Origin of the sequence: Psychrobacter submarinus (assembly GCF_904846685.1) — a bacterium.
GTDB lineage: Bacteria > Pseudomonadota > Gammaproteobacteria > Pseudomonadales > Moraxellaceae > Psychrobacter > Psychrobacter submarinus.
Window position 1 is genome coordinate 210,962 of sequence record NZ_CAJHBQ010000004.1, and the last position, 22,469, is coordinate 233,430.

A 22,469-nucleotide genomic window follows, 5' to 3' on the forward strand; every position below is an offset into this window, starting at 1 on the left:
GTTAAAGAAAGCTTTACATCATGCGTTCGGTAGCGTTACGAGTCTCTACCTACCCTTAAACTCAGGCTCGCGGCGCTCAACCATCGCCATCGCACCCTCCTTTGCGTCTTCTGAATGAAATAAATGCGGCAGATAACCATGAATATTAGCCAGCGCTGACTTTGCGCCATTACGACTGGCATCTTGCGCAGAGGATAGCAGCCCTTGCACGCCAAGCGGGGCGGAGGTGCTGATCTCTTTGGCAATCGTTAGCGCGCGCTCATACTCCTCACCATTGGGTACGACTTCACTGACTAGGTTTAGTCTATCGGCGGTTTGCGCGTCAAAGTTTTTACCTGTCAGCAAGTATGGCATGGCTTTTTGCCAGCCTGCCGCCGCGACAAAGCGTACCGTCGCCCCGCCAAACGGCATGATACCGCGCTGCACTTCCATTTGGGCAAAGTTGCAATTGTCGCTTGCGATAACCACGTCACTGTTAAGCATCAACTCAATTCCCGCGGTAAAGCAGGTGCCTTGTATCGCCACCACGACAGGTTTGGTGCGCAGCTTACCGCCGATACCCCATGGATCGATTTTATCGTCACTAAATTCAAACGCGCCTTTATTCCATTTATCTTGTAGCTCCATCAGATCAAGACCAGCGGTAAAGTGCTCGCCATGTGCGAAGATGAGCGCACAACGTAGATTATTGTCGTTCTCATAATCTGTTAACGCCTCGGATAACTGTTTGATCATATGGCTGTCAAAGGCATTGCGTTTGTCGGCGCGATTAAGCCCGATGAGACAAATGTAGCCGTCAGTTTCATAAGTGATGCGATTGCTTGTATCGTTTTGGGTGGTCATTGTTCAGTCCTTTTTATGTTTGCCGTTGTGTTAGAGTATGATCTCATTTTTTAAAATGACGCTACTGACTTTTAATATAGACAGCCTATCGCAATTACACAAGTGGCCGTACTAAACGCCGTACAAAATGAATAGCAGTTGACCGCGATTCTAATAACTGCCACCATCATGAGACTGTCGACAAAAATGACAATTTACGAGTATCTTATGGAATTTTGGCACGGCTTTTTACTGATCACCAGCGTTCACTTACTGGCGGCTGCCTCCCCTGGCCCTGACTTTGTTTTAGTTTCACGTGAAACGTTAACCAAAGGTCGACGTACAGGTCTGATTTGTAGTTTGGGTATTACCTTAGGTTTAGCTGTCCATATTATTTATTCGGTGCTAGGACTAGCGGCAGTGATAGCGCACTCACAGCCACTATTAACTGCTATCAAATGGTTAGGCGGCGCGTATCTGATTTATCTAGGTTGGCAAGGAATTGGCGCTAAACCTAAACAACCTGTAGACCTGGTTGATCAGTCAGCAAATCAAACTATTGATAGACAATCCCTAACTACAAGCCAAAGCGAATCTACCTTTACCATTCTGCGCCGTGGTTTTTTTTGCAACGTTTTTAATCCCAAAGCGCCAGTCTACTTTGTCGCTATATTTACCTTGGTATTGTCGCCTGATATTCCGCTTTGGCAGCTCTCTATTTACGGCGTATGGATGATGGTATTACAGATGGCCTGGTTTAGCACCGTGGTGATGCTATTGTCGACTCTTGTCATCTTCAAACGTTTTCAGCGTTTTGAGCATTGGATAGATCGCGTACTCGGTACAGCAATGATTGTATTGGGCTTAAACCTGATCTTCCGTAGCCGATAAACCATTTAGCGTTGATGAAATCTGCTAAACTAGACGGTTATCTTCAGACTTTATAGCCTACTACTATGACTAATCCCTCTTCTAGAAATAACCGTCCAAAACATAGAAATAGATCTCCAGCAACCGCGAAAAAACTTGGCAAGCTGCATCCGCGTAATCCGCATCAAGGTCGCTATGATTTTGAGCTATTGACCCGCGCGCTACCTGAACTTGCCGATTACACAATTACCAACCCGAAAGGCGAGCCAACGATTAATTTCTCCGACGCCAAGGCCGTACGCGTGCTTAATCAAGCACTACTCGCACACTATTATGGCGTCAAGTTTTGGGATATCCCTGAAGGTTATTTGTGCCCGCCGATTCCTGGACGCGCCGATTACATTCATTATATTGCCGACTTGTTGGCGCAGACTACTCATGTGAGCGAAGACAATACGCCGCCTACAGGCAAAGATATTCATGCACTTGATATCGGTACTGGTGCCAGTGCTATCTACCCTATTGTTGGCAGCCAAAGCTATGGCTGGCGCTTTACCGCGAGCGACATCGATCCAGTCTCAGTGAATACGGCGACGGTAATTAGCCAAGCCAATCCTAAGCTTAAAGGCGCGATTAAGGTCAAACTGCAACCTGAACCTAAGCATATCTTTAAAAATATTATCGGTCGTCAAGACTATTTTGACGTCGTCATATGTAACCCACCTTTTCATGCCTCATTAGAAGAAGCGATGCAGGCCAATAGCCGTAAACAGCACAACTTGCAGCGCCATCGCGGCAAAAACGAAAGCGCGCAAATCAGTCGTCACTCTACAAAGTCAGGCAATGCCGCGCAAAACTTAAACTTTGGCGGTCAACATAAAGAATTATGGAGTGAGGGCGGTGAGATTGCTTTTTTAAGTAATATGATAAGAGAAAGCCAGCAGTTTGCTGCACATGTAGGCTGGTTTACCAGCTTAGTGTCTAAGTCTGAAAACGTGAAACCGCTACAACTACTACTAAAAGATCTTGATGTGGCGCAAATGCGTATTATCGAGATGAGCCAAGGTCAAAAGAGCACGCGGGTCTTAGCTTGGCGTTTTGATACTGACGAAGCGTAATTATTGCTAAAGCGTACCTTTAGCGTTTCACGTGAAACAAAAAACCGCTTTGGCTATCAAAGCAGTTTTTTTTAATCCATTTAGATAACTATATAGATTGAATTGAGGGCATACCCTAGCCAACAAACATGACCTTTAAGCCAATGAGTATAAGTACAAAGCCGCCGAGCGCTTCTGCCTTATCCTCAAGATACGTACCTGATTTTTTGCCCAAGTAGATGCCGATAGCGCTAAAAACAGCTGTGACAATCGCGATGATTACACAAGCAAGCCACGCATTGAGAGCGAGTAAGTTTAAGGTAAAACCAGCGGCCATCGCATCGATGCTGGTGGCAATCGCTAGGGTAAACATGGTGCGATGACTGATGTTTTTCTTTCGGCTATCGTTTATAGAAGCCGCTTCATTATTTACTTGCAGCCCCTTATCTACGCTCTCTTCCTCATCTGCCAAAAAGACTTCATAGAGCATCTTGCTACCCAGTCCGATAAGAATAAATCCACCGATCCAAGGCGCAGCAGTGGCGAGCCAACCTAACAGTGCCGCGCCCAGCAAATAGCCGATAAGTGGCATCACACCTTGCGCCGCGCCAAAATATAACGCCGCATAAATAGCCAAACGCAAGATATAGCGCGGGCTCTGTTGTTGCGACTTAGCGCCCAGTCCTATCGACACCGCAAAAGCATCCATCGCTAGCGCAATAGCGAGTAACAGCACTTCGATCATCTGATGTCCATCAATTATAATTGCCAGCTTATGACAATTTACTTATAAAAGTTTCACGTGAAACAAACTTATTATTAAAAAAATACCGCAATGTGTATCAAAGCGGTATTTTATATTTAATGTAAACGCTAAACCTTAGATATCAAGGTTAGAGACCGTTAATGCGTTTTCTTCGATAAACACGCGGCGCGGCTCGACATGATCACCCATTAGACAGGTGAACATATGATCGGCAGCGATAGCATCTTCGATGGTGACGCGTAGCATACGGCGATTCTCTGGGTCCATCGTCGTGTCCCAAAGCTGATCAGCATTCATCTCACCTAGACCTTTGTAGCGCTGGATAGCTAGGCCGCGGCGCGCATCGAGCATCATTTGCTGCCATAGGTAATCAAAGTCGCGTATCGGAATATCTTTAGTAGTACCACTACCCGCTTCACGGCGAATAAAGGCGCTATCTTCTAACAGAGTATTCCACTCCGCTGATAAACGCAGCAGCTTGCTATACTCACCCGAGTTGATAAAGCTAGCATCGAGCAAGTAATGATGCGCCAGCTGATGTACATACACCGTGATACGCGGTAGCCACTGGGCCTTGGTCGATAAGGCATCGCTATCAGCCGCCTCACTTTCATCAGCAGTCAATGCGGGGGTCATACCCAGCAGATCAGCGGCAGCAGCATCCATATTTTCTGGTTGCGGCTCATGGATATTGACCAGTTCAATCTCAGGGCTTAGCTCATCACCGAATTGATTCAGCTGAGTTTGTAGCTGCGCCTGCCACTCCTGCATCGCTGACTTATCATAAGTCATGTCTGTGCTCAGTTTCGGCGTATGCGTTAGCGCATCTAATAGCGTCGCTGGGAAACGAATTTGCAAACGAGCTTTGATCAGCTGCGTTTGGTTATAGTCGTTAAGCAGTGTCTCAAGCGCTTGACCAGTAATCGCTGGCGCGTCTTCAGAGACGTGCAGCTTGGTATTATCAATCGTTGAGGACAATAGATAAGCTTTTAGTGCTTCATCGTCCTTTAGATACAGCTCTTGACGACCTTTTTTCACTTTATACAATGGTGGCTGTGCGATATAAATATAACCACGCTCAATCAGCTCCGGCGTTTGACGGAAGAAAAAGGTCAGCAGTAGCGTACGAATATGTGACCCATCGACGTCAGCATCAGTCATAATGATGATTTTGTGATAGCGAACTTTATCCGGATCATATTCATCAGGTCCGATACCACAGCCAAGTGCGGTGATTAAGTTACCGACTTCAGCTGACGATAGCATCTTGTCAAAACGTGCGCGCTCGACGTTCAAGATTTTACCTTTAAGCGGCAAGATAGCCTGAGTTTTACGGCTACGACCTTGCTTTGCCGATCCCCCCGCAGAGTCACCCTCCACGATGTAAAGCTCTGATAGTGATGGATCTTTTTCTTGGCAGTCTGCCAATTTACCAGGCAAACCTGCAATATCTAACGTGGTCTTGCGGCGCGTCATCTCACGTGCCTTGCGGGCAGCATCACGAGCTCTAGCGGCATCGATAATCTTATTGGCAATCGCTTTAGCCGCACTTGGGTTTTCAAGCAAATAATCATTAAACTTATCATGCATCGCCGATTCGACTGCTGACTTGACTTCGCTCGATACCAGCTTGTCTTTGGTCTGGCTAGAGAATTTCGGATCAGGCACCTTCACTGAGACAATCGCACTTAACCCTTCTCGTGCATCATCACCGCTGACGGCGACTTTTTCTTTTTTAAACAGATTTTCGCGGTCCATATAACTGTTTAGACCACGCGTGAGCGCTGAGCGAAACCCTGATAAGTGCGTACCGCCATCACGCTGCGGGATGTTATTGGTGAAACAAAACACCTTTTCGTTATAGGTATCCGTCCATTGCAGCGCCACTTCTACCGCGATACCGTCGTCTTGCTCACTGGTAAAATGAAAGACCTCGTTGATGCCTTCTTTGCCTGCGTTGATATAGCTGACAAACTCAGACAGGCCGCCTTTGTGCTCAAACTCATGGCGCTTATCGATACGCTCATCAGTCAAGACGATACGCACGCCAGAGTTAAGAAAAGACAGCTCGCGTAAGCGTTTCGCTAAGATATCATAATCAAAAACAGTACCAGTAAACACATCACTACTGGGATAAAAGCGGATTTGGGTCCCTGTCTTATCCGTAGCTTCCATCTGCTGGATTTCACTGTCCGGCACACCATCAGTATAAGTTTGGCTGTAATGGTAGCCTTCACGCCAAATATTCATTTCAAGCTTTTTTGATAAAGCGTTGACGACTGAAACGCCGACACCATGCAGACCGCCTGAAACTTTATAGCTGTTGTCATCGAACTTTCCGCCCGCGTGCAGCACCGTCATGATGACCTGCGCCGCTGACACGCCTTCTTCAGGGTGAACATCTACGGGTACGCCGCGACCGTTGTCACTGACACTGACCGACTCATCTTCATGAATGATAATATCGATCTGATCACAGTGACCGGCGAGCGCCTCATCGATAGAGTTATCGACAACCTCAAACACCATATGATGTAAGCCAGTACCATCATCGGTATCGCCAATATACATGCCTGGACGCACGCGCACTGCCTCAAGTCCGCGTAAAACACGGATGTCCTTGGAGCTATAATCAGAGGGCAAGCCTTCAGGGGTTACAGTATCAAGCATATCAGTCTCAAGCGTACTGTCTAAACTGGTTGTATCCAACTGCTCGTTATCGATAGGTAATGAATCACTCATGTGCATTCCTTAATCAAGCCGTGATCAGCTAATAATCGTGCGTCAGCTTTATACAAATCAGAATAAAGCCAGCATCTTTACAATATGTCTTAGATTTCAATTTTTAACTGTAGGAATTGACTTCCACGGTCTTATTACCAGTAATTTAGCACCTTATTGGTAATAAAAATTATGAAATAAAAGCTATAGAATAGTCGCTGAAAATAGGGCAAATATAAAGCCTTATTTTAACATTTTTTTGGCTGTAAGTCACTGTTTACTGGTGATTTATAGCACCTTTAGCAGTGTCTTTGACAGCAGCTTTGTCTGTAATTGAGTGATTAGGATTATAATCTACAATTAGTAGTTACTAGCAGGCTGTATAGTTATAAAAACAAGACAATAAACAGATCAAATGAGTAAAGCTCAATTAGGGCGTGTTGAACATTCGACCATGGCACTGACAGAGACTATTTTTTAGGCGATTTGCAGATAAAAATGGTAAGTTTAGTCGTTCTAAGCGTCTATTTTTATCAATAAAGCGGCAAAAAATAGTCCTGTCCCTGTTGTTGTCGTGAGGGCTGATGCTAAAATCGCCCTAGTCGTTGTGAAAATCTATCCAATGCAATAAGCATTATCTGCAATTTTCACTTAGACTAGAACTATTTTAGCGATCAGCAGTGCGCATTTGTGAATGTCCAACACTCCCTAGATCTGTAATTAATAAAACCCATAAGTCATTCAAAAGGTGTCAACTCACCTTGTTTCATGTGAAACATATTAGGAGACGACCAATATTGATCGACTATCGGTAACACATCCGCCGTCAAGCTAGTCATAAACACCTGACAAGGCAGCTTAGCCAAAGTGGATAACAAAATATCTATCGCTCTATCGTCTAGTTCAGCGGTGATATCATCTAATAGTACAACTGGTGTAGTTATGGCTTGGTTATCAGTTTGCAGGTTTTGACTGGCCGATTGTTCAGCAGAGTCATCGTTGAGCAATAGTGGTAATTGCGACAAGCGTAATGCGGTAATAAGTAGCTTCTTTTCGCCGCGAGATAAGACGTTCGCAGCTTGCTCTTTTAACGTAGGTAGCTTTTGCTCTTTTAACGCAGACAGCTCAGTTGTGCTCGTCTGATACTCCGTTACTGATTTAGACTTCTCATCTTTTACACCCATCTCACTCTGGGAGCGCCAATGCACATGAATATCGGCACGGTGGCTACCGATACGAGTATAGCCAAGCTGTAGATCTTGGGCAAGACGCTCGTCTAACTGTAAATCTAGTGGTATCGCGACATCGTAGCCTGCATGGTAGCTTAGACTGATTTGCTGAGCATAAGACGGTAGCAGCTGCGCAATGCTTTTCTCAAAATAAGGCTGCCAAGCTAGAAATACTTGCTCACGATAATGATGAATAAGTGCCGCATGGTTAGCTAGAGCTTTATTCCAGGACTTAATTTCTGCTAATTGCACTTGGGTTAGACTTCTACTTTGCTTAAGTAAACTGTTACGCTGTTTTAATAAGCGCTGATAAGCTATCCACTGGGGATGAAAACTTTGTTTCATGTGAAACACTAACCAATCGAGTAGCTGACGACGACTCGCACTGCCCTGCTCGAGCATGTCCATCGATGAGGGGTCTATCAGTAATGTAGGTAGTTGTTCGGTGAGGATACTTTGGTTATAAACGGTATTTTGATTGAGGCGCAGGACGGTAGTAGCGTCAGTCTGCTTTTGAATCGCTAAACTAGCGCCGTCGGTTAAGACAGCATGGACAATGGCCGATGGCCTATGGTGCTGAACATAGCGTTTAGGCTGACTATGACGAAAGCTCTTACCGCGTGACAATAAGAATATCGCCTCTAACAGCGACGTTTTGCCACTACCGTTTTTTCCGATGATGACATTGCATACTGCTGCTTGCAGTTTGACTTGTTGAAGGTTACGTAAGTCTGTCGCTTGTAAACGTTCAATCATAATGATTACGAAAACCTTATCAAGCTTAGATACGCATCGGCATAATAACGTATTGATGGAACTCATCGCCTAGCTGGTTGACTAGCACCGAGGCGTTAGATTGGCTCATATGCATCTGTACATCGCCTTGTACCACGCCGAGCACATCTTGCAAGTAAGCGGCGTTAAAAGACAGCTCCATAGGCTCGCCTTGATACTTAGCTTGTACCATCTCCACCGCTTCGTCTTGTTCGGCATTGTTAGCTCGTATCTCAACCATACCATCGCTAGCAAAGTTAAATACTACTCCGCGTGACTTCTCATTACTCAAAATCGCCACTCGGCGCAGTACGTCAGTCATCTTTTCTTTACTAAACAAAGCCAGCTTATCAGTATTACTAGGCATAACTCGGCGATAGTCAGGAAACTTACCATCAATCAGACGCGCGGTAAAAGTGACCATCAAGTCCGTGCTAACTTGTCCGGTGCTATCAACCTCACCGAACGGTAGACTAACTTGCAAAAACTCACGACCGAAACTTAAGGTAACATTATTGTCCTTATCTCCTAGCATCTTACCCAGCTCAGTAGCCAAACGCTCAAGCTCAATCACTGCCTTACGCGGCAAAATTGCCTGCATATTCAAATCGCTATCGATATCGATCACACTACGCGCTAGCGCTAACCGGTGACCATCAGTCGCTACGGTGGTTAGCTGCTGCTGCGACACATCAAAAAGCATACCAGTCAAATAGTAGCGAACATCCTGAATCGCCATCGCAAACTGAGTCTTATGAATAAGATCTATCAGTCGGCTACGGCTAATCGTCAAGGCAGTGATATTCTCAGGATTCCCTAAGCTCGGATAGTCCTCGCTTGGTAGAGTCCCTAAAGTAAAGCGGCTTTTACCACTCGTGAGTAAGCAGCGCTCGTTTTCTTGCGTCGTCAGATTGATCTGCGCTTGTGCGGGTAACGATTTGCAGATATCTTTTAGCTTTATCGCTGGCAAAGTCGTTGTACCCGCTTCAATACAAGCACCAGCAGGCAGCTTAAGTTTGGAAGTCAGCTCAACTTCTAGATCCGAAGCGGTCAGTATCAGCTCAGACTCAGAGAGTTGCAGTTTTATATTACCCAAAATCACCATATTATGGCGCTTATCAGCGGCCTTAGCGATTAAGTTAATAGCTTTTAATAACGACTCACGATTAATCGATAATTGCATGCTAGGTACTCTTATTTTAGAAAATCTGTTTTTTAGGAGTTTAGGCTCAAAGTGATATCGCTAAGACATCTATCCTTAGAATGACCTTAAGTTTAAGTGATTAAATAGTACTCATTATAAACTATATTTAGTCGCTAAAATACCGCGCTACTGTTTTGCCTGTTCCTGCTTATTGTGTTATCTAACTCATTCACGTTATCCGGCTTGTAGCATCAGCGCTAGCGCCTTGTAGTCTTTGTCTACCGTAGGATCCTCAGCGCGTAACTGCGCTACTTTTTCGCAGCCATGCATAACCGTTGTATGATCGCGGCCACCAAAAGACTGACCTATATCTGGGTAACTATCACCTGTCAACTCCCGAGACAGTGCCATCGCTATTTGCCGTGGTCTGGCGATACTACGAGTACGTTTGCGGCCCATTAGATCTTTGACGCTGATATCGTAGTATTCAGCGACTACTTTGCGGATATTATCCATATTGACCGCTTGTACGCGCATAGCCACGATATCTTTGAGCGCATACTGTACCATCTCAAGCGTCACTGGAGCTCCAGTCAAATTAGAGTTGGCAAATACCTGATTGAGTGCGCCTTCCAACCTTCTCACATTAGAGACTACATTCTGTGCGATAAACAAAGCGCATTCTTTGGGTAGTATCATCCCAAAAGAAGCAGCCTTTCTTTGTAATATTTGTACGCGAGTATCAATCTCAGGAGGCTCGACAGCGACTGTCAGTCCCCAAGAGAACCTCGAGCGAAAGCGTTCATCAAATTCAGTCATTTGTGACGGATGACGATCCGAGGCCAGAATAAGCTGTTTATCGCCACTAGTGAAATCTGCAAATAATGTCAAAAACTCATTACTACTTTTTGTCTTTCCAGCTAATACATGAATATCATCAACAATTAATAAATCCACTTTTTTTATTTTCTTTTTAAAATCTTCTATTTTATTATTTCTTAAAGAATATACTAATTGATTAATAAACTTCTCAGAAGTGAAATAATAAAAACTTCTATTATTTTTCACATAGCGCTGAGCAACAGAATGCATTAAATGTGTTTTTCCCAGACCTGAAGGGCCATATATGAATAAAGGATTATGCCTATTTTTTGATTGACGCTTGCTCAGCTCGTAGCAAGCCTTGTAGGCGAGGTTATTCGACTTGCCGGTGACAAAGGTTTCAAAGGTGAATTCAGGGTTTAGATAGCTAAGAGACTTTGCATCAGCAGAGTCATTGGACGCTGCATATTGTTGGTTATTTCCAGCATCTACTTTAGGGTCAGAACCAAAGTTACTAGTATTATTTTTTGATGACGCTGGGGTAGGGGAGGGGAGATGAGGGTCGTTATTAAACGAAGTATCTTGAGAGTTGGCATGTTCGCTAGAGTTGATATCTGTAGCGCCTTGTGCATGGTTCTGATCTTCGACTTGAGTGCTCTGGTTGGCATTATCGACACGGACTACCACATCTGAAATACTACCTTGGCTGTGTTTAGCGACCAGTTGACGAATGTCTTCTAAGTGGTTTTTTTTAATATAAGAAACAAAATAATCGTTAGGCGCTCTAATAACAAGGGTTTGCGCTTCCTCATGCGCAGACAAAGGTCTTAACCACATCGTAAAGACGTTATCTTTGACATGATAACGTAAATCGTCCAAGCATTTATCCCAAAGTGTCGCCGTGTCTATCATAAAAAACCAACCTCATTAGCTTGTACTCAACAAGTACCTTAGCGCTTATATTTAAAATAATAGCAGTATTCACAGCCAAAAATCCTAGCTACCACTTCTTGATAAGGACTGATATCTGCAAGCTTAGTAATAACAATTTAAATAGATCTCTTGCTAGAAACCTCGGTAGCCTAAGACGGCTAATTTACCATAAACGGCCTGTGGATAACATCCCATATTTTGGGGATAACTCTGTGGACAGTTTTGGGGATAACTCACAACCTTAACTTACCCACATTTCACCCACAGCTTATCCACAGGGTTACCCATAGCCTATCGTTTTGATAAATAACATTATAGTAGAGTTATCCTCAGAAAAACCGGCTCCCAATAACAACAATACTTATATATATTAATAGTTAATTATTATAGAGAACGCTGAAATCTGTGGATAACTTTTTAAAACAGTGACAAAAGTAACTGTAATAATAACGACTAGAACGACGCAGATAACTAGCAAAGTCTCTTTTGTTAACGTCTTTAACGACACTAAAAGAGCGCTTTGAGCTCTATTGGAATCTATCAACAGCGTAACGATCAAAAGCGCTAGGAAAACAATGCATTAGTTCGTTGACCTGAATTTGTGACAATGGTATAATCTTGCATTATTTTGAATTTAGTCCATTATTTTGATAGGTGAGTTATGAAACGTACATTCCAACCCAGCGTGATCAAGCGTAAACGTACTCACGGTTTCCGTGCACGTATGGCCACGAAAAAAGGCCGTCAAGTATTGGCACGTCGCCGCGCTAAAGGACGTCATCGTCTTACTGTGTAATTGGCAGATAATCTCAGCAGATAACTATAACTGAGAGATAGCCATCTATTAAAAGCGCCTATATTGGCGCTTTTTTTGTCTCTATATTTCGTATCTAATTTATACTTAAGACCCTCATCAAACGCTGCGGTAGTTGCTCATTTCATAACTATCGTAGAGCTCTCATTTTAGGCCTTACTATGTCCAACCCTATTTTAGCTACCGAGACCTTCTGCTTTACTAAAGAGCAGCGCCTACGCACTCCAGCGGCTTTTCGTGAGGTGTTCGATGCTCCTGAGCGTAAACTCCATCAAAGTCATCTTATGGCTTTTGTACGCAGCAACACTCTTGAGCAGCCTCGGGTTGGGATGGCGATTACTAAGCGTAAAGTACCTACTGCGGTGAGTCGTAATCTAGTCAAACGTTTAATTCGAGAAAATTTTCGTAAGCAAGCGGATAACCTAGAAAATAAAGATATCGTTTTCATCGTTAAAAAATCTATAAAAGGATTGGAAAATAAAGAGTTGATAAAAGAGATAAATAATATATTTAAAAAAATCGAAAAAAAATAAAATGATTTGTTTAAAGATTTTAGTTAATAGGGTTTTTTATTTGATTTTATTCAATTTTATTAATATCTATCAAAAAATAATAAGTCCGATGCTACCAGCACGCTGCCGCTATTACCCTACTTGTTCGAATTATGGCAAGCAGGCGCTCGCTTGGCATGGCGTTTGGAAAGGAGGTTGGCTGTTACTAAAACGCCTTGGCCGCTGTCAGCCTTGGGGTGGGCATGGCGTTGATTTTGTTCCTATTCCCTTAGCTAGCTATCACTACAAGCCTCTATGTTCAGCTGTGACAGGAACAGATGAGAAAAATGAGTTAAATGACGCTAATAGTCGTCGACTAACTAGTAGCGTCTATCGCGATAACAGTAGCTATGTCGCACGGCTAAACTACCTTATGCGCTAAAAAAGTCTTAGATATGGATAACTTTTCATCTCAATAACTTGTTATAGTTATCCACAGCTTATCCCAGAGATACTCATATCTCGATAGTTATCCACAATTTATCCAAGTTACTCCCAGTTATGCTCAGTTATCCCCAGCCTATCCACACTCTTGGTATCATTTAGGCTTAATTTTTAGTAAAATAATTCACATTTTATGTTAATGATTGCTAACACTGCTATTGCTAGCATCACGATTTAGTGAGTAATCGTGATGCGTGCTTTAATTTTAGTTCCCTAATATTTAATCTAGGACAGGTTTATGCAAAAGATATTACGGGTAATGATCATCATTGCGATGCTAATTACCGCTTATCTGCTGATTTTGGCATGGCGAGATGATTATGCTGATGCGCCAGCTGTAGAAACGACGCCGAACGCGGCGACTACAGTAGGAGGTGATATCCCCTCTACCACTGGCGCTGCAGGTGACATTCCGGCACAGACGATACCGGTTGACAATGGTCTTGCGACCACTACTCCGGCGCAAGACACCAATCTTATCTCTGTGACCACCGATCGTTATGATCTCAAGATCAATCCTGAAGGCGGCGACATTGTTTATGCTGCACTAAAGCAATACGATGCGACGCTCGATAGCGATGAGCCTTTTGTGTTACTAGAGAATAATAGTAATCGTGTCTATGTTGCTCAGTCAGGCTTAATCGGTCCAAACGGTATCGATACTGCTGATGGCCGAGCCAGTTATCGTTCTACAGCTGATAGCTATACGATGAAAGAGGGGCAACAGACCTTATCAGTACCGTTAACTTATCAACAAGATGGCGTCACGGTAACGAAAACGTATACTTTCACTCATGGCAAATATCCCATCGATGTTAGCTATCAGATTCAAAACAGATCAGAGCAGCCGTGGCAAGGGCAGATGTTTGCTCAGCTCAAACGTGATGATAGCAAAGATCCTGGAATGTCTGATAAAGGCGCGCTGAGTATGGCGACTTATCTAGGCGGTGCTTGGGGTACGCCGGATGATCCGTACAATAAGCTTAAGTTCAACAAGTTTAGTAATGATGAGCTCAATGTTGCTAGTGATGAGGGCTGGGTTGGTATCGTCCAGCATTACTTTGTATCGGCTTGGACACCGGATAACTTCACCGGTCAATTCTTCAGCCGCGAGACAGGTAACGACTATTTCATCGGTTTTAATAGTCAGCCTGTCAATATTGCTGCAAATAAGCAGCTAACTTTAGACGCCACTTTATATGCCGGTCCGAAAGTACAGTCTGAGCTCAAAGAAGTTGCGGTTGGTCTGAATCAAACTGTCGATTATGGTTTATTGTGGCCGATATCGAAGATACTTTTTGCTATTCTTGATGGTATTCATAAAGTATTAGGCAACTGGGGTTGGTCTATTATTGTACTGACTATCTTAGTGAAGATATCGCTGATGTGGTTCTCTAATAAGAGCTACTATTCAATGGCGAAGATGCGCTCGTTGGCACCGCGCTTAGCGGCTCTAAAAGAAGAGCATGGCGACGATCGGATGAAGATGTCGCAAGAGATGATGAGTATTTATAAGGAAGAGAAAGTCAATCCGATGGCGGGTTGCCTGCCGATTTTGATGCAGATGCCTATCTTCTTAGCGCTATATTGGGTACTGGTTGAGAGTGTTGAGCTGCGTCACGCGCCGTGGATTTTATGGATTCAAGATTTATCTGCAATGGATCCTTGGTTCATCTTACCGTTATTAATGGGCGTCTCGATGTACATCCAGCAGCAGTTAAATCCGCAGCCTGCTGATCCAATGCAAGCTAAGGTGATGAAGTTTTTACCCATTATCTTTACCGCCTTTATGTTGTTCTTCCCAGCGGGTCTAGTACTGTACTGGACAGTGAACAACTTGTTTAGTATGACGCAGCAATATATCGTCAATAAGAAAGTGGAAGAAGAACAAAAACGTCGTACCGTTAAGGTGCTAAGTTAATTAAGTTCTGATGATGTAGTCATCTAAAACCATCGCTTAGGCGGTGGTTTTTTTATAGCTGAGTTTATTATGATTGTTTACTAAGCAAAGCGAGAGTACCGAGACGGCCTATTTCAACTTTACTTTGTCAGTATTAGATAAGGCGTCTATAATAGAGGTTTTGGTTATTGAGAGTGGTTGTGAATGCTATGCAAATGCCAGTAAAAGCTCAATCAGGGTTGACTACGATTGCGGCTATCGCTACGCCATTAGGGCGCGGCGGTGTCGGTATTATTCGTCTATCTGGAGCAAAAGCTTATGATATCGCTTGTCAATTAACCGGTAAAAGTAGTTTTACACCGCGTCTAGCGAGTTTTTGCCGCTTTTATCAGGCTGACGGTACTATCATCGATGAAGGCTTGGTCTTATATTTTAAAGCTCCGCACTCATTTACGGGCGAAGATGTCATTGAGCTTCAAGGCCATGGCGGGGTAATACTACAGAGTCTGCTATTAGCTCGAGTGTTTGAGCTAGGCGCTAAGCAGGCGACGGCAGGAGAATTCTCTTACCGCGCTTTTGATAATGATAAGCTAGATTTGGTGCAAGCCGAAGCCATCGCTGACGCTATCGATGCTACTAGTGCTGCCGCTGCAAGCAGCGCTATTCGCTCATTGAGTGGTGAGTTTTCAGGTAAAATCAATCAGCTATTAGAGCAGCTTATTCACCTGCGTCTACACGTCGAGGCGGCGATAGACTTTCCTGATGAAGAGGACGTTGATTTCTTATCTGACGGTGTCATCCAAGACAAGCTTGAACAAACCCAAGCTCAAATACAGCAAGTACTAGCGACCGCTAAGCAAGGCCAAATGCTGCGAGATGGTATTCACGTAGTGTTAGCGGGCAGACCTAATGCCGGTAAATCAAGCCTGCTCAATCGCCTTGCTGGTCAAGAGCGCGCTATCGTCACCGAAGTCGCAGGCACTACGCGTGACACGCTAAGTGAGACTGTAGTACTTAATGGCTTAACCTTGCATTTGACTGATACTGCTGGTCTACGTGACACTGAAGATACGGTCGAGCGTATCGGTATTGAGCGTGCCCGTACGGCTATCATGCAAGCTGATATTTTGCTACTGGTCTATGATGTGACTCGTGATATTGAAGGCGAGAGCACGCCATTACAACTTGCAGAGCAACTGTTCGGCGAGTTACCAGAAGCTAAGCGTCTGTTGATTATTGCTAATAAAAGCGACTTATTAGCGACGTCTAGCAGCGATAGGCTATTAACAGCTGCACAAATTAAGATGCAGGATAAAGGCTATGAGCAGATCGAGGTTTCATGTGAAACAGGTGCGGGTATCGAAGACTTAGTAGACGCGTTATGTGCTAAAGTGGGCTTTCATCCACCTGAGAATAGTCTTATCGCCCGTACTCGGCATCTAGACGCTTTAAGACGTACTGCTAGCTATTTATCAGAAGCTCATGAGCAACTAATAGTATTTAAGGCAGGAGAGTTAGTGGCTGAGAGCCTACGACAAGCACAAGGCAGCTTAGGTGAGATCACCGGTGAGTTTAGCGCCGATGATCTTTTGGGTAAGATATTCGGCAGCTTTTGTATTGGTAAATAAATCCGCATGGGCAGATAAGTTAACGTAACAACCATACCAGTAGCACACCATTATAATCATACTCTTTTGTGTGAAGTCGCTGTAGCTTTCAAGCAAATATAATGGCTAGAATTGGAGAGGATAAATTATGCATTGCCCTTATTGTAACGCCTCAGAGACCAAGGTGATGGACTCACGCTTAGCTGCAGAAGGGGCGCAGGTGCGTCGCCGTAGGCTCTGTAGTAGCTGTCAAGAGCGGTTTACTACCTTTGAGATGGTAGAAGTGGTGATGCCGCGTATTATCAAATCTAGTGGCAAAATAGAGCCCTATGACAATGAAAAACTACGTCGCTCTATTTTATTGCCACTGCAGAAGCGTCCGATTACCACTGATGAGCAAGAGGCGATGATTAGCCGTATCGAAAAGCGCGTCAGACAGATGGGTGAGCGTGAAATCAGTAGTAAAGTGTTGGGCGAGATTATCATGAGTGAGCTAAAAGTTTTAGACGACGTCGCTTATGTGCGTTTCGCTAGTGTCTATCGTGATTTTCAAGACATCGATGCTTTTCAGCAAGAACTGGCTAATATACGTCCTGCTGATAAAAACGATTAGTTAGCTGCTATTCTGTGACTGGCTTTACTATCAGCTTCATGTGCTTTATTTACGTGAAACACTTTTATAGGTTTAACAGCGTCATTATTTATTAACAAACTTATCAACAAGCTTGCCAATACCTTTACCCACTCCAATCACACTAAGCTTTTATTATGTCTATATCCGATCATGCGCAGCATGCCCAAGATAACTACTTTATGATGTTGGCTATTGAACAGGCTAAACAAGGACTGTACACCACTAGGCCTAACCCTGCAGTAGGCTGCATTATAGTGCAGTCAAGGGAGATTGTTGGACAAGGCTTTCACCCAAAAGCTGGCGAGCCGCATGCCGAAGTATTCGCCTTAAGAGCAGCAGGATCGCAGGCAAAAGCAGCAACTGCTTACGTCACTTTAGAGCCTTGTAGTCATACCGGGCTTACGCCGCCTTGTGCGCTTGCGTTGATAAATGCCGGACTCAAGCGTGTCGTCATCGCCGGTCTCGATCCCAATCCTCAAGTGGCGGGACGCGGAGTAGCACTGTTAGAGCAGGCAGGCATAGAGGTCACAATAGGCATATTAGAGGAGCAAGCAGAGCAGCTAAACCTTGGATTCTTAAAAGCGATGCGCACGCAACTGCCTTATGTCCGGCTAAAAATAGCGACGAGCTTAGATGGCCGTACTGCGATGGCAGATGGAGAGTCGAAATGGATAACGGGTGCTGCTGCTCGCGAAGACGTGCAAAGACTTAGAGCGCGAAGCGGCGCCATCATTACCGGTAGTCAAACTATCATCGCCGATAACCCGAAGCTCAATGTGCGCTCATCGCAGTTAGGAGTTGATATCGGGCAAGTTCCTCAGCCTTTAGTTGTCGTGCTCGATAGGCGTCAGCGCTTAATATATGCTGCTGACTCCGCTTATGAGTTATGTCAGCAGCAACAAACGCTATATTGGCGCGAGGATGATCTACTGAATCTGCTTAAGCATTTAGTTAGCGAATATCAGTGCTACGAAGTGTTAGTAGAAGCAGGGGCTAGTGTGGCTGGTAGTTTTCTTAATCAGCGATTGGTCGATGAGTTAGTTGTTTATCAAGCTCCTTGTGTCTTAGGGTCGCAAGCACGAGCTATGGTTGAAGTGAACCCATTGTCCTTGGCTCAGCAGCTACGCTTTCAATATACTGAGTCTAAATTAGTTGGCAGCGACTTAAAGCTGACTTTACAACCTTTATAGCAGCCCCTTAATAAGATGGGGATAAATACTACCAGCCTCACTGTTTCACATGAAACTGATGTAAAGTGTGGATAACTTATGCTGGTTTGTTTCATATGAAACATTGTTTATTAAAAAATGATCATTATTTTGAAAAAATACTAGCTAAATCAATTGGTTGAATACAACTAAAAACGGTTAGAAGTAAATTAAAAAACAGCGCCTTTATTGTGGATAACTTCTTAAATATGCTTAGTTTCACGTGAAAATAGCTGTAACCTTATTAAGTTATCCACAGCTTAGCCTTGTTATCCACAGTATTGAAAATGATATTATTTGCTCAATTAAGGATAACTAAGTCAGTTCTATTTAATGTCATAAACTTATAGAGAAAGAGGGTCATATGTTTACAGGAATTATCGAAAGTGTTGGTCATGTCAAATCTATGCAACCTGTAGGTGGTGACATTCGCCTGACTATAGAGTCTGATGACTTAGACTTCAGTGATGTGAAATTAGGCGATTCTATAGCTTCGAACGGCATTTGTCTGACAGTAGTCGCTATGGGCAGTAATTATTATTCGGTAGATGTTTCACGTGAAACTATCGCTCGTACCGCATTAGAGTCCCTAAAACCCGGTCATATTGTCAATCTAGAAAAGGCTATGCTACCGACAACACGGTTCGGTGGTCATATTGTCGCAGGGCACGTGGATGGTGTTGGCGTCATTAGTAAAGTAGAAAAGGACGCGCGCTCCATCTACATTGAGATCGAGATTCCAAAGGAGCTGGCGCATTATACGGCAACCAAAGGCTCAATTACGGTAGATGGTATTAGCTTAACCACTAATTTAGTCCGCGATAATATCGTCAGTTTAAACATCATTCCGCATACCGCACAAGTGACAAATATTGGCAAACATTGGCTGTTAGGGAATAAAGTAAACATCGAGGTCGATATCGTGGCACGCTATCTAGAGCGCTTAATAAACAAAGACAACCGCTCAGCGAATACTATCTCTAACCCGCAAACGGATATCACTGAGGCTTTTTTGGCAGATAATGGCTTTATGAAATAAATCGTTGCAGTACGTCTTGGAGTTTGTCTCTTTGCACCGGCTTAGTCAAAAACTCGTTCATACCTACTTGTTGGCAGTTCACTCTATCCTCGGCGCTGTCATTAGCAGTTAAGGCGATAATAGCAATATCATCGCCTGCATCTCTGATAGCTTGGGTCGCTTCTAATCCATCCATCACCGGCATACGGCAGTCCATCAAAATAAGCGCAACCTCTTGACGATGCGTCTTTAATAAAGCGAGTGCCTGCTCACCGTTTTCTGCAACCACACTGCGATAGTTGAGCTTAGATAAAAGCTTGCAAGTGACTTTTTGATTGATTGGATTGTCTTCTACGACTAGTATCAGCGGGGTAGTAGCCTTCCTTTCAGCAAGTGTTTGTTTAACCCTTTCAGCGTTAGCTTGTTGGTCTTTAGTTGCTAAATTTTCGCTGGCGGAATTTGTTTTCTCTATTTGTAATCCTGTTGGCGCTGGCTCTGATATTTGCGGCGCTGCTGACTGAGACTGAGACTGAGACTGAGACTGAGACTGAGACAAGCGTATCAGCTCAGAGAGCATTAAGGTAATATTGATAGGTTTGTCTAAGAAGCCATCAAACTTTTCTAGCAACGCTGCAGGTATGCCGCGCTCGGGCTTCCTACTTAGCAGAATCTTGGTTGCAGTGCTATTATTAATGATTGCATCTAGGGCATTGCTAGCATCAGACGATGCTTCAGATAAGGCATCAGGCAGTGTATCATCAGGGTCAGTGTCTGAGCGATCGTCGCCAGGTATATCCTCGATTGTCTTTGAAGAGGAGCGTCGCGTAGCATTATATTCTTCATAAAACTCATAATCTAACAAGAGTATAGGCATCAAGCTTGGCTCACTGGGCGTAAGCTCCTGCTCTAGATGAGCTAGCGTTGCTGCATTTAATTCGTTATAAACACTGATAGTCATCGACAAATAATCGCCGATACGCTGCAAGTAAGTCTCGCGTAGCGCTTGATCGACAACTGCGATTAGATGAATGCTAAGCAGGCTATGATGAAAATGATAGACCGGCTGATAAATAGGCGTATGACAAGGGATATACAGATCAAAAGTACTGCCGCATGCCGCTGCGCTCTCAACATCAATGAAACCACCAAGCAGCTGCGCAAAGCTTTTCGAGATAGCCAAACCTAACCCGGTACCGCCAAACGTTTTTGTGATCTGGGGATTGGCTTGATTAAAATAGGCGAATAATTGCTGTTGCTCCGTCGCTGTCATGCCGATGCCCGTATCTTTAACCCTAAAACGAATCCACCCACAATCGCAATCCTGAGTACTAACGCGGCTACTAACACGAGTACTATCTTGAGTATGAGGCAAAGCGTTAGACGTAGACGTTTTAGACGCGGAGTCTGGCGCGCTGATAGCAGCGTTTGCGGTGCTGAGCTTATTCAACGGGGCTAGGTCAAGCTCAGCCACTTCTTGCGTCGTTACCGCTTCTACAATGAGCGCCACATAACCACTATCGGTAAACTTAACGGCATTGTCCATAAGGTTCAATAGTATCTGGCATAGGCGCTGGCCATCGGTCGTGATATAGCGAGGACAATGAGGCTCAAAATAGTACAACATATCGATATCTCGACGACGGCTGTTGCCTATCATCAGATCGTTAACCTGCTGTCCAAGCTTAAAGATATCAGTAGATTCGTTAAGGATATCTACTTTTCCGGCCTCTATCTTGGCCATATCGAGCATATCATTCAGCATAGTCAGCATAGAGTGACTAGACTGAGTGAGAATGGCTAAAGTCTCGCGCTGCGCGGTGGTCAAACTGTCCTTGTCTACCATGTCTAATGTACTGATAATAGCGTTTAGCGGTGTACGTAGCTCATGGCCGATGACAGATCTAAGCTCAGTAGATGATTTGGCTTGACTCTCAAGGGTGTGATTTTTTAGACGTAGATCTTCGCATTTCTTGACAAAGGAATTAACATTATTCAGCAGCGCCGTAAATCCGCGAACTTGACCATGCGCGCCGAACCAAGGAGAGAGATGCAGCTGATAAGGCTGGTTGTTCTCTAGACCATAAACCAGTAGTGTACGCGTGACGCGCTCAGCGCTAAGATCTAATAATAGTTGCTGCGTGGCTTTGTCACTACCTGTCAAAAAGTCGCTTAAACTATAACTGACTTCATTTTGAAAAACGGTAGCAAAAACCTGCTCAAAACGCGGGTTAAAAAAACTGATTTGTCCTTGCCGGGTGATCGTAAACATAGGTAGCGGCGCGCCATCCACCAAACGCTCCAAGCGGTGTCTTAGGGTGTTGATGCGCCGATGGTCAAGATGCAGCTGATACTTAATACGGCTAAGCGCATGCCCTAAGCGTAAAAATTCAGAGGTAGTCTTCTCTAATGGAAAAGGTGCTGGGGTATAGGCTTCCTTAGCATCCTCACTTAGAGTGTCAGTATAAAGTAGCAGCTGCTGCCAGTTCGCTTGACGGCGAAGCATATAAAGTAGCGCTATTATAAAAAGTACAAGAGCGGCTATCAACGGTAGCCAATAGCGGTAAGATGTCCAGTTGACATCCGGTATATGATGGCGCAACACAAGGTAGAGCTGATACCCTCCTTTAAGACTAATATCCGCTCTGAGCGTTTGGTTGTCTAGTTGATACAAGTTTTTTGCATTGAAGGTAGTCGCTGGAAAACTAACAGCAACAAGCGCAGTCTCATTTGGGCGCGTGTGATTATAGATATATGTCTGACCTGAGGGCAGCATAAAAATCAGCTGATAACTGATGTCTTGGAAATAAGGCTTTTTTAGTATGTTTTCGACATCGTCATTGGTTATCGCTGCATGTTCAGTCACGTCATACTGCAAATTATTAAAAATATCCAGACTACGTCTCTCGCTATGATGCCTAAGCTCCATATAAAGCGCTGCATAATACGAAGACAATAGGATCACTAAGGTCAAAGTATAAAAGAGCAGTAGGCGTTTTAGAGACTGAAAACGTTGCATAAGATTATAATCCTATGCTTGCAAAGAAAGGCAAGCGGATACAGTGATCACTAGAGTCTGAGAGTTAGAGCGGGCTACAAATTTGCAGCATGTTTTTTG

General features: G+C 44.1%; 17 protein-coding genes. 10 read left to right on the forward strand and 7 right to left on the reverse strand.

Annotation, left to right across the window (positions count from 1 at the left end):
- Positions 1 to 45: 45 nt before the first annotated feature.
- A complete protein-coding gene (locus tag JMY03_RS11745; protein WP_201603893.1) occupies positions 46 to 843 on the reverse strand; it encodes a crotonase/enoyl-CoA hydratase family protein in 798 nt (265 codons plus the stop codon).
- 207 nt (positions 844 to 1,050) lie between these two features.
- Between JMY03_RS11745 and JMY03_RS11750 the strand changes: the two genes are divergently transcribed.
- Both JMY03_RS11750 and rlmF read left to right on the forward strand, forming a co-directional pair.
- Positions 1,051 to 1,713, forward strand: coding sequence for a LysE family translocator (locus tag JMY03_RS11750; RefSeq protein WP_201603895.1), 663 nt, complete (start codon positions 1,051 to 1,053; stop codon positions 1,711 to 1,713).
- Positions 1,714 to 1,778: 65 nt separating this feature from the next.
- On the forward strand, positions 1,779 to 2,810 hold the full coding sequence (rlmF, locus tag JMY03_RS11755) for a 23S rRNA (adenine(1618)-N(6))-methyltransferase RlmF (RefSeq protein WP_201603897.1): 1,032 nt from the start codon (positions 1,779 to 1,781) through the stop codon (positions 2,808 to 2,810).
- Between the two features lie 115 nt (positions 2,811 to 2,925).
- On the opposite strand, the gene JMY03_RS11760 is transcribed toward rlmF, so the two are convergent.
- The 5 genes from JMY03_RS11760 to dnaA form a co-directional block, all read right to left on the reverse strand.
- Positions 2,926 to 3,534 (reverse strand): manganese efflux pump MntP, encoded by a 609-nt coding sequence (locus tag JMY03_RS11760; RefSeq protein ID WP_201603899.1) that lies wholly within the window; start codon positions 3,532 to 3,534, stop codon positions 2,926 to 2,928.
- A gap of 135 nt (positions 3,535 to 3,669) precedes the next feature.
- Positions 3,670 to 6,225 (reverse strand): DNA topoisomerase (ATP-hydrolyzing) subunit B, encoded by a 2,556-nt coding sequence (gene gyrB, locus JMY03_RS11765; protein ID WP_201604005.1) that lies wholly within the window; start codon positions 6,223 to 6,225, stop codon positions 3,670 to 3,672.
- Positions 6,226 to 7,013: 788 nt separating this feature from the next.
- Complete coding sequence (gene recF, locus JMY03_RS11770; protein WP_201603901.1) at positions 7,014 to 8,261, reverse strand: DNA replication/repair protein RecF; 1,248 nt, start codon at positions 8,259 to 8,261, stop codon at positions 7,014 to 7,016.
- Positions 8,262 to 8,286: 25 nt separating this feature from the next.
- Entirely contained in the window at positions 8,287 to 9,462 is a 1,176-nt protein-coding gene (dnaN, locus tag JMY03_RS11775; RefSeq protein ID WP_025645323.1) for a DNA polymerase III subunit beta, read from the reverse strand.
- Positions 9,463 to 9,657: 195 nt separating this feature from the next.
- Entirely contained in the window at positions 9,658 to 11,157 is a 1,500-nt protein-coding gene (dnaA, locus tag JMY03_RS11780; RefSeq protein ID WP_201603903.1) for a chromosomal replication initiator protein DnaA, read from the reverse strand.
- Between the two features lie 682 nt (positions 11,158 to 11,839).
- Between dnaA and rpmH the strand changes: the two genes are divergently transcribed.
- The 8 genes from rpmH (at position 11,840) to JMY03_RS11820 (ending at position 19,375) form a co-directional block, all read left to right on the forward strand.
- Complete coding sequence (gene rpmH, locus JMY03_RS11785) at positions 11,840 to 11,974, forward strand: 50S ribosomal protein L34 (RefSeq protein WP_007394757.1); 135 nt, start codon at positions 11,840 to 11,842, stop codon at positions 11,972 to 11,974.
- A gap of 179 nt (positions 11,975 to 12,153) precedes the next feature.
- Positions 12,154 to 12,525 (forward strand): ribonuclease P protein component, encoded by a 372-nt coding sequence (gene rnpA, locus JMY03_RS11790; RefSeq protein WP_201603905.1) that lies wholly within the window; start codon positions 12,154 to 12,156, stop codon positions 12,523 to 12,525.
- Position 12,526: 1 nt separating this feature from the next.
- Positions 12,527 to 12,925 carry a membrane protein insertion efficiency factor YidD gene (gene yidD, locus JMY03_RS11795; RefSeq protein WP_201603907.1) on the forward strand — a complete coding sequence of 133 codons (399 nt, stop codon included), beginning with the start codon at positions 12,527 to 12,529 and terminating at the stop codon, positions 12,923 to 12,925.
- 300 nt (positions 12,926 to 13,225) lie between these two features.
- Positions 13,226 to 14,908: a membrane protein insertase YidC gene (yidC, locus tag JMY03_RS11800; RefSeq protein WP_201603909.1), complete on the forward strand. Its 1,683-nt coding sequence runs from the start codon at positions 13,226 to 13,228 to the stop codon at positions 14,906 to 14,908.
- 188 nt (positions 14,909 to 15,096) lie between these two features.
- Complete coding sequence (gene mnmE, locus JMY03_RS11805; RefSeq protein WP_227675623.1) at positions 15,097 to 16,515, forward strand: tRNA uridine-5-carboxymethylaminomethyl(34) synthesis GTPase MnmE; 1,419 nt, start codon at positions 15,097 to 15,099, stop codon at positions 16,513 to 16,515.
- A gap of 127 nt (positions 16,516 to 16,642) precedes the next feature.
- Positions 16,643 to 17,107 carry a transcriptional regulator NrdR gene (gene nrdR / locus JMY03_RS11810; RefSeq protein ID WP_025645312.1) on the forward strand — a complete coding sequence of 155 codons (465 nt, stop codon included), beginning with the start codon at positions 16,643 to 16,645 and terminating at the stop codon, positions 17,105 to 17,107.
- A gap of 161 nt (positions 17,108 to 17,268) precedes the next feature.
- Positions 17,269 to 18,318: a bifunctional diaminohydroxyphosphoribosylaminopyrimidine deaminase/5-amino-6-(5-phosphoribosylamino)uracil reductase RibD gene (ribD, locus tag JMY03_RS11815; protein ID WP_390880374.1), complete on the forward strand. Its 1,050-nt coding sequence runs from the start codon at positions 17,269 to 17,271 to the stop codon at positions 18,316 to 18,318.
- Between the two features lie 382 nt (positions 18,319 to 18,700).
- Positions 18,701 to 19,375 (forward strand): riboflavin synthase, encoded by a 675-nt coding sequence (locus tag JMY03_RS11820; protein WP_201603913.1) that lies wholly within the window; start codon positions 18,701 to 18,703, stop codon positions 19,373 to 19,375.
- Here JMY03_RS11820 and JMY03_RS11825 read toward each other — a convergent pair.
- Entirely contained in the window at positions 19,365 to 22,370 is a 3,006-nt protein-coding gene (locus JMY03_RS11825; RefSeq protein ID WP_201603915.1) for a response regulator, read from the reverse strand. The two genes, JMY03_RS11820 and JMY03_RS11825, sit on opposite strands and share 11 nt — an antisense overlap.
- Between the last annotated feature and the right edge of the window lie 99 nt (positions 22,371 to 22,469).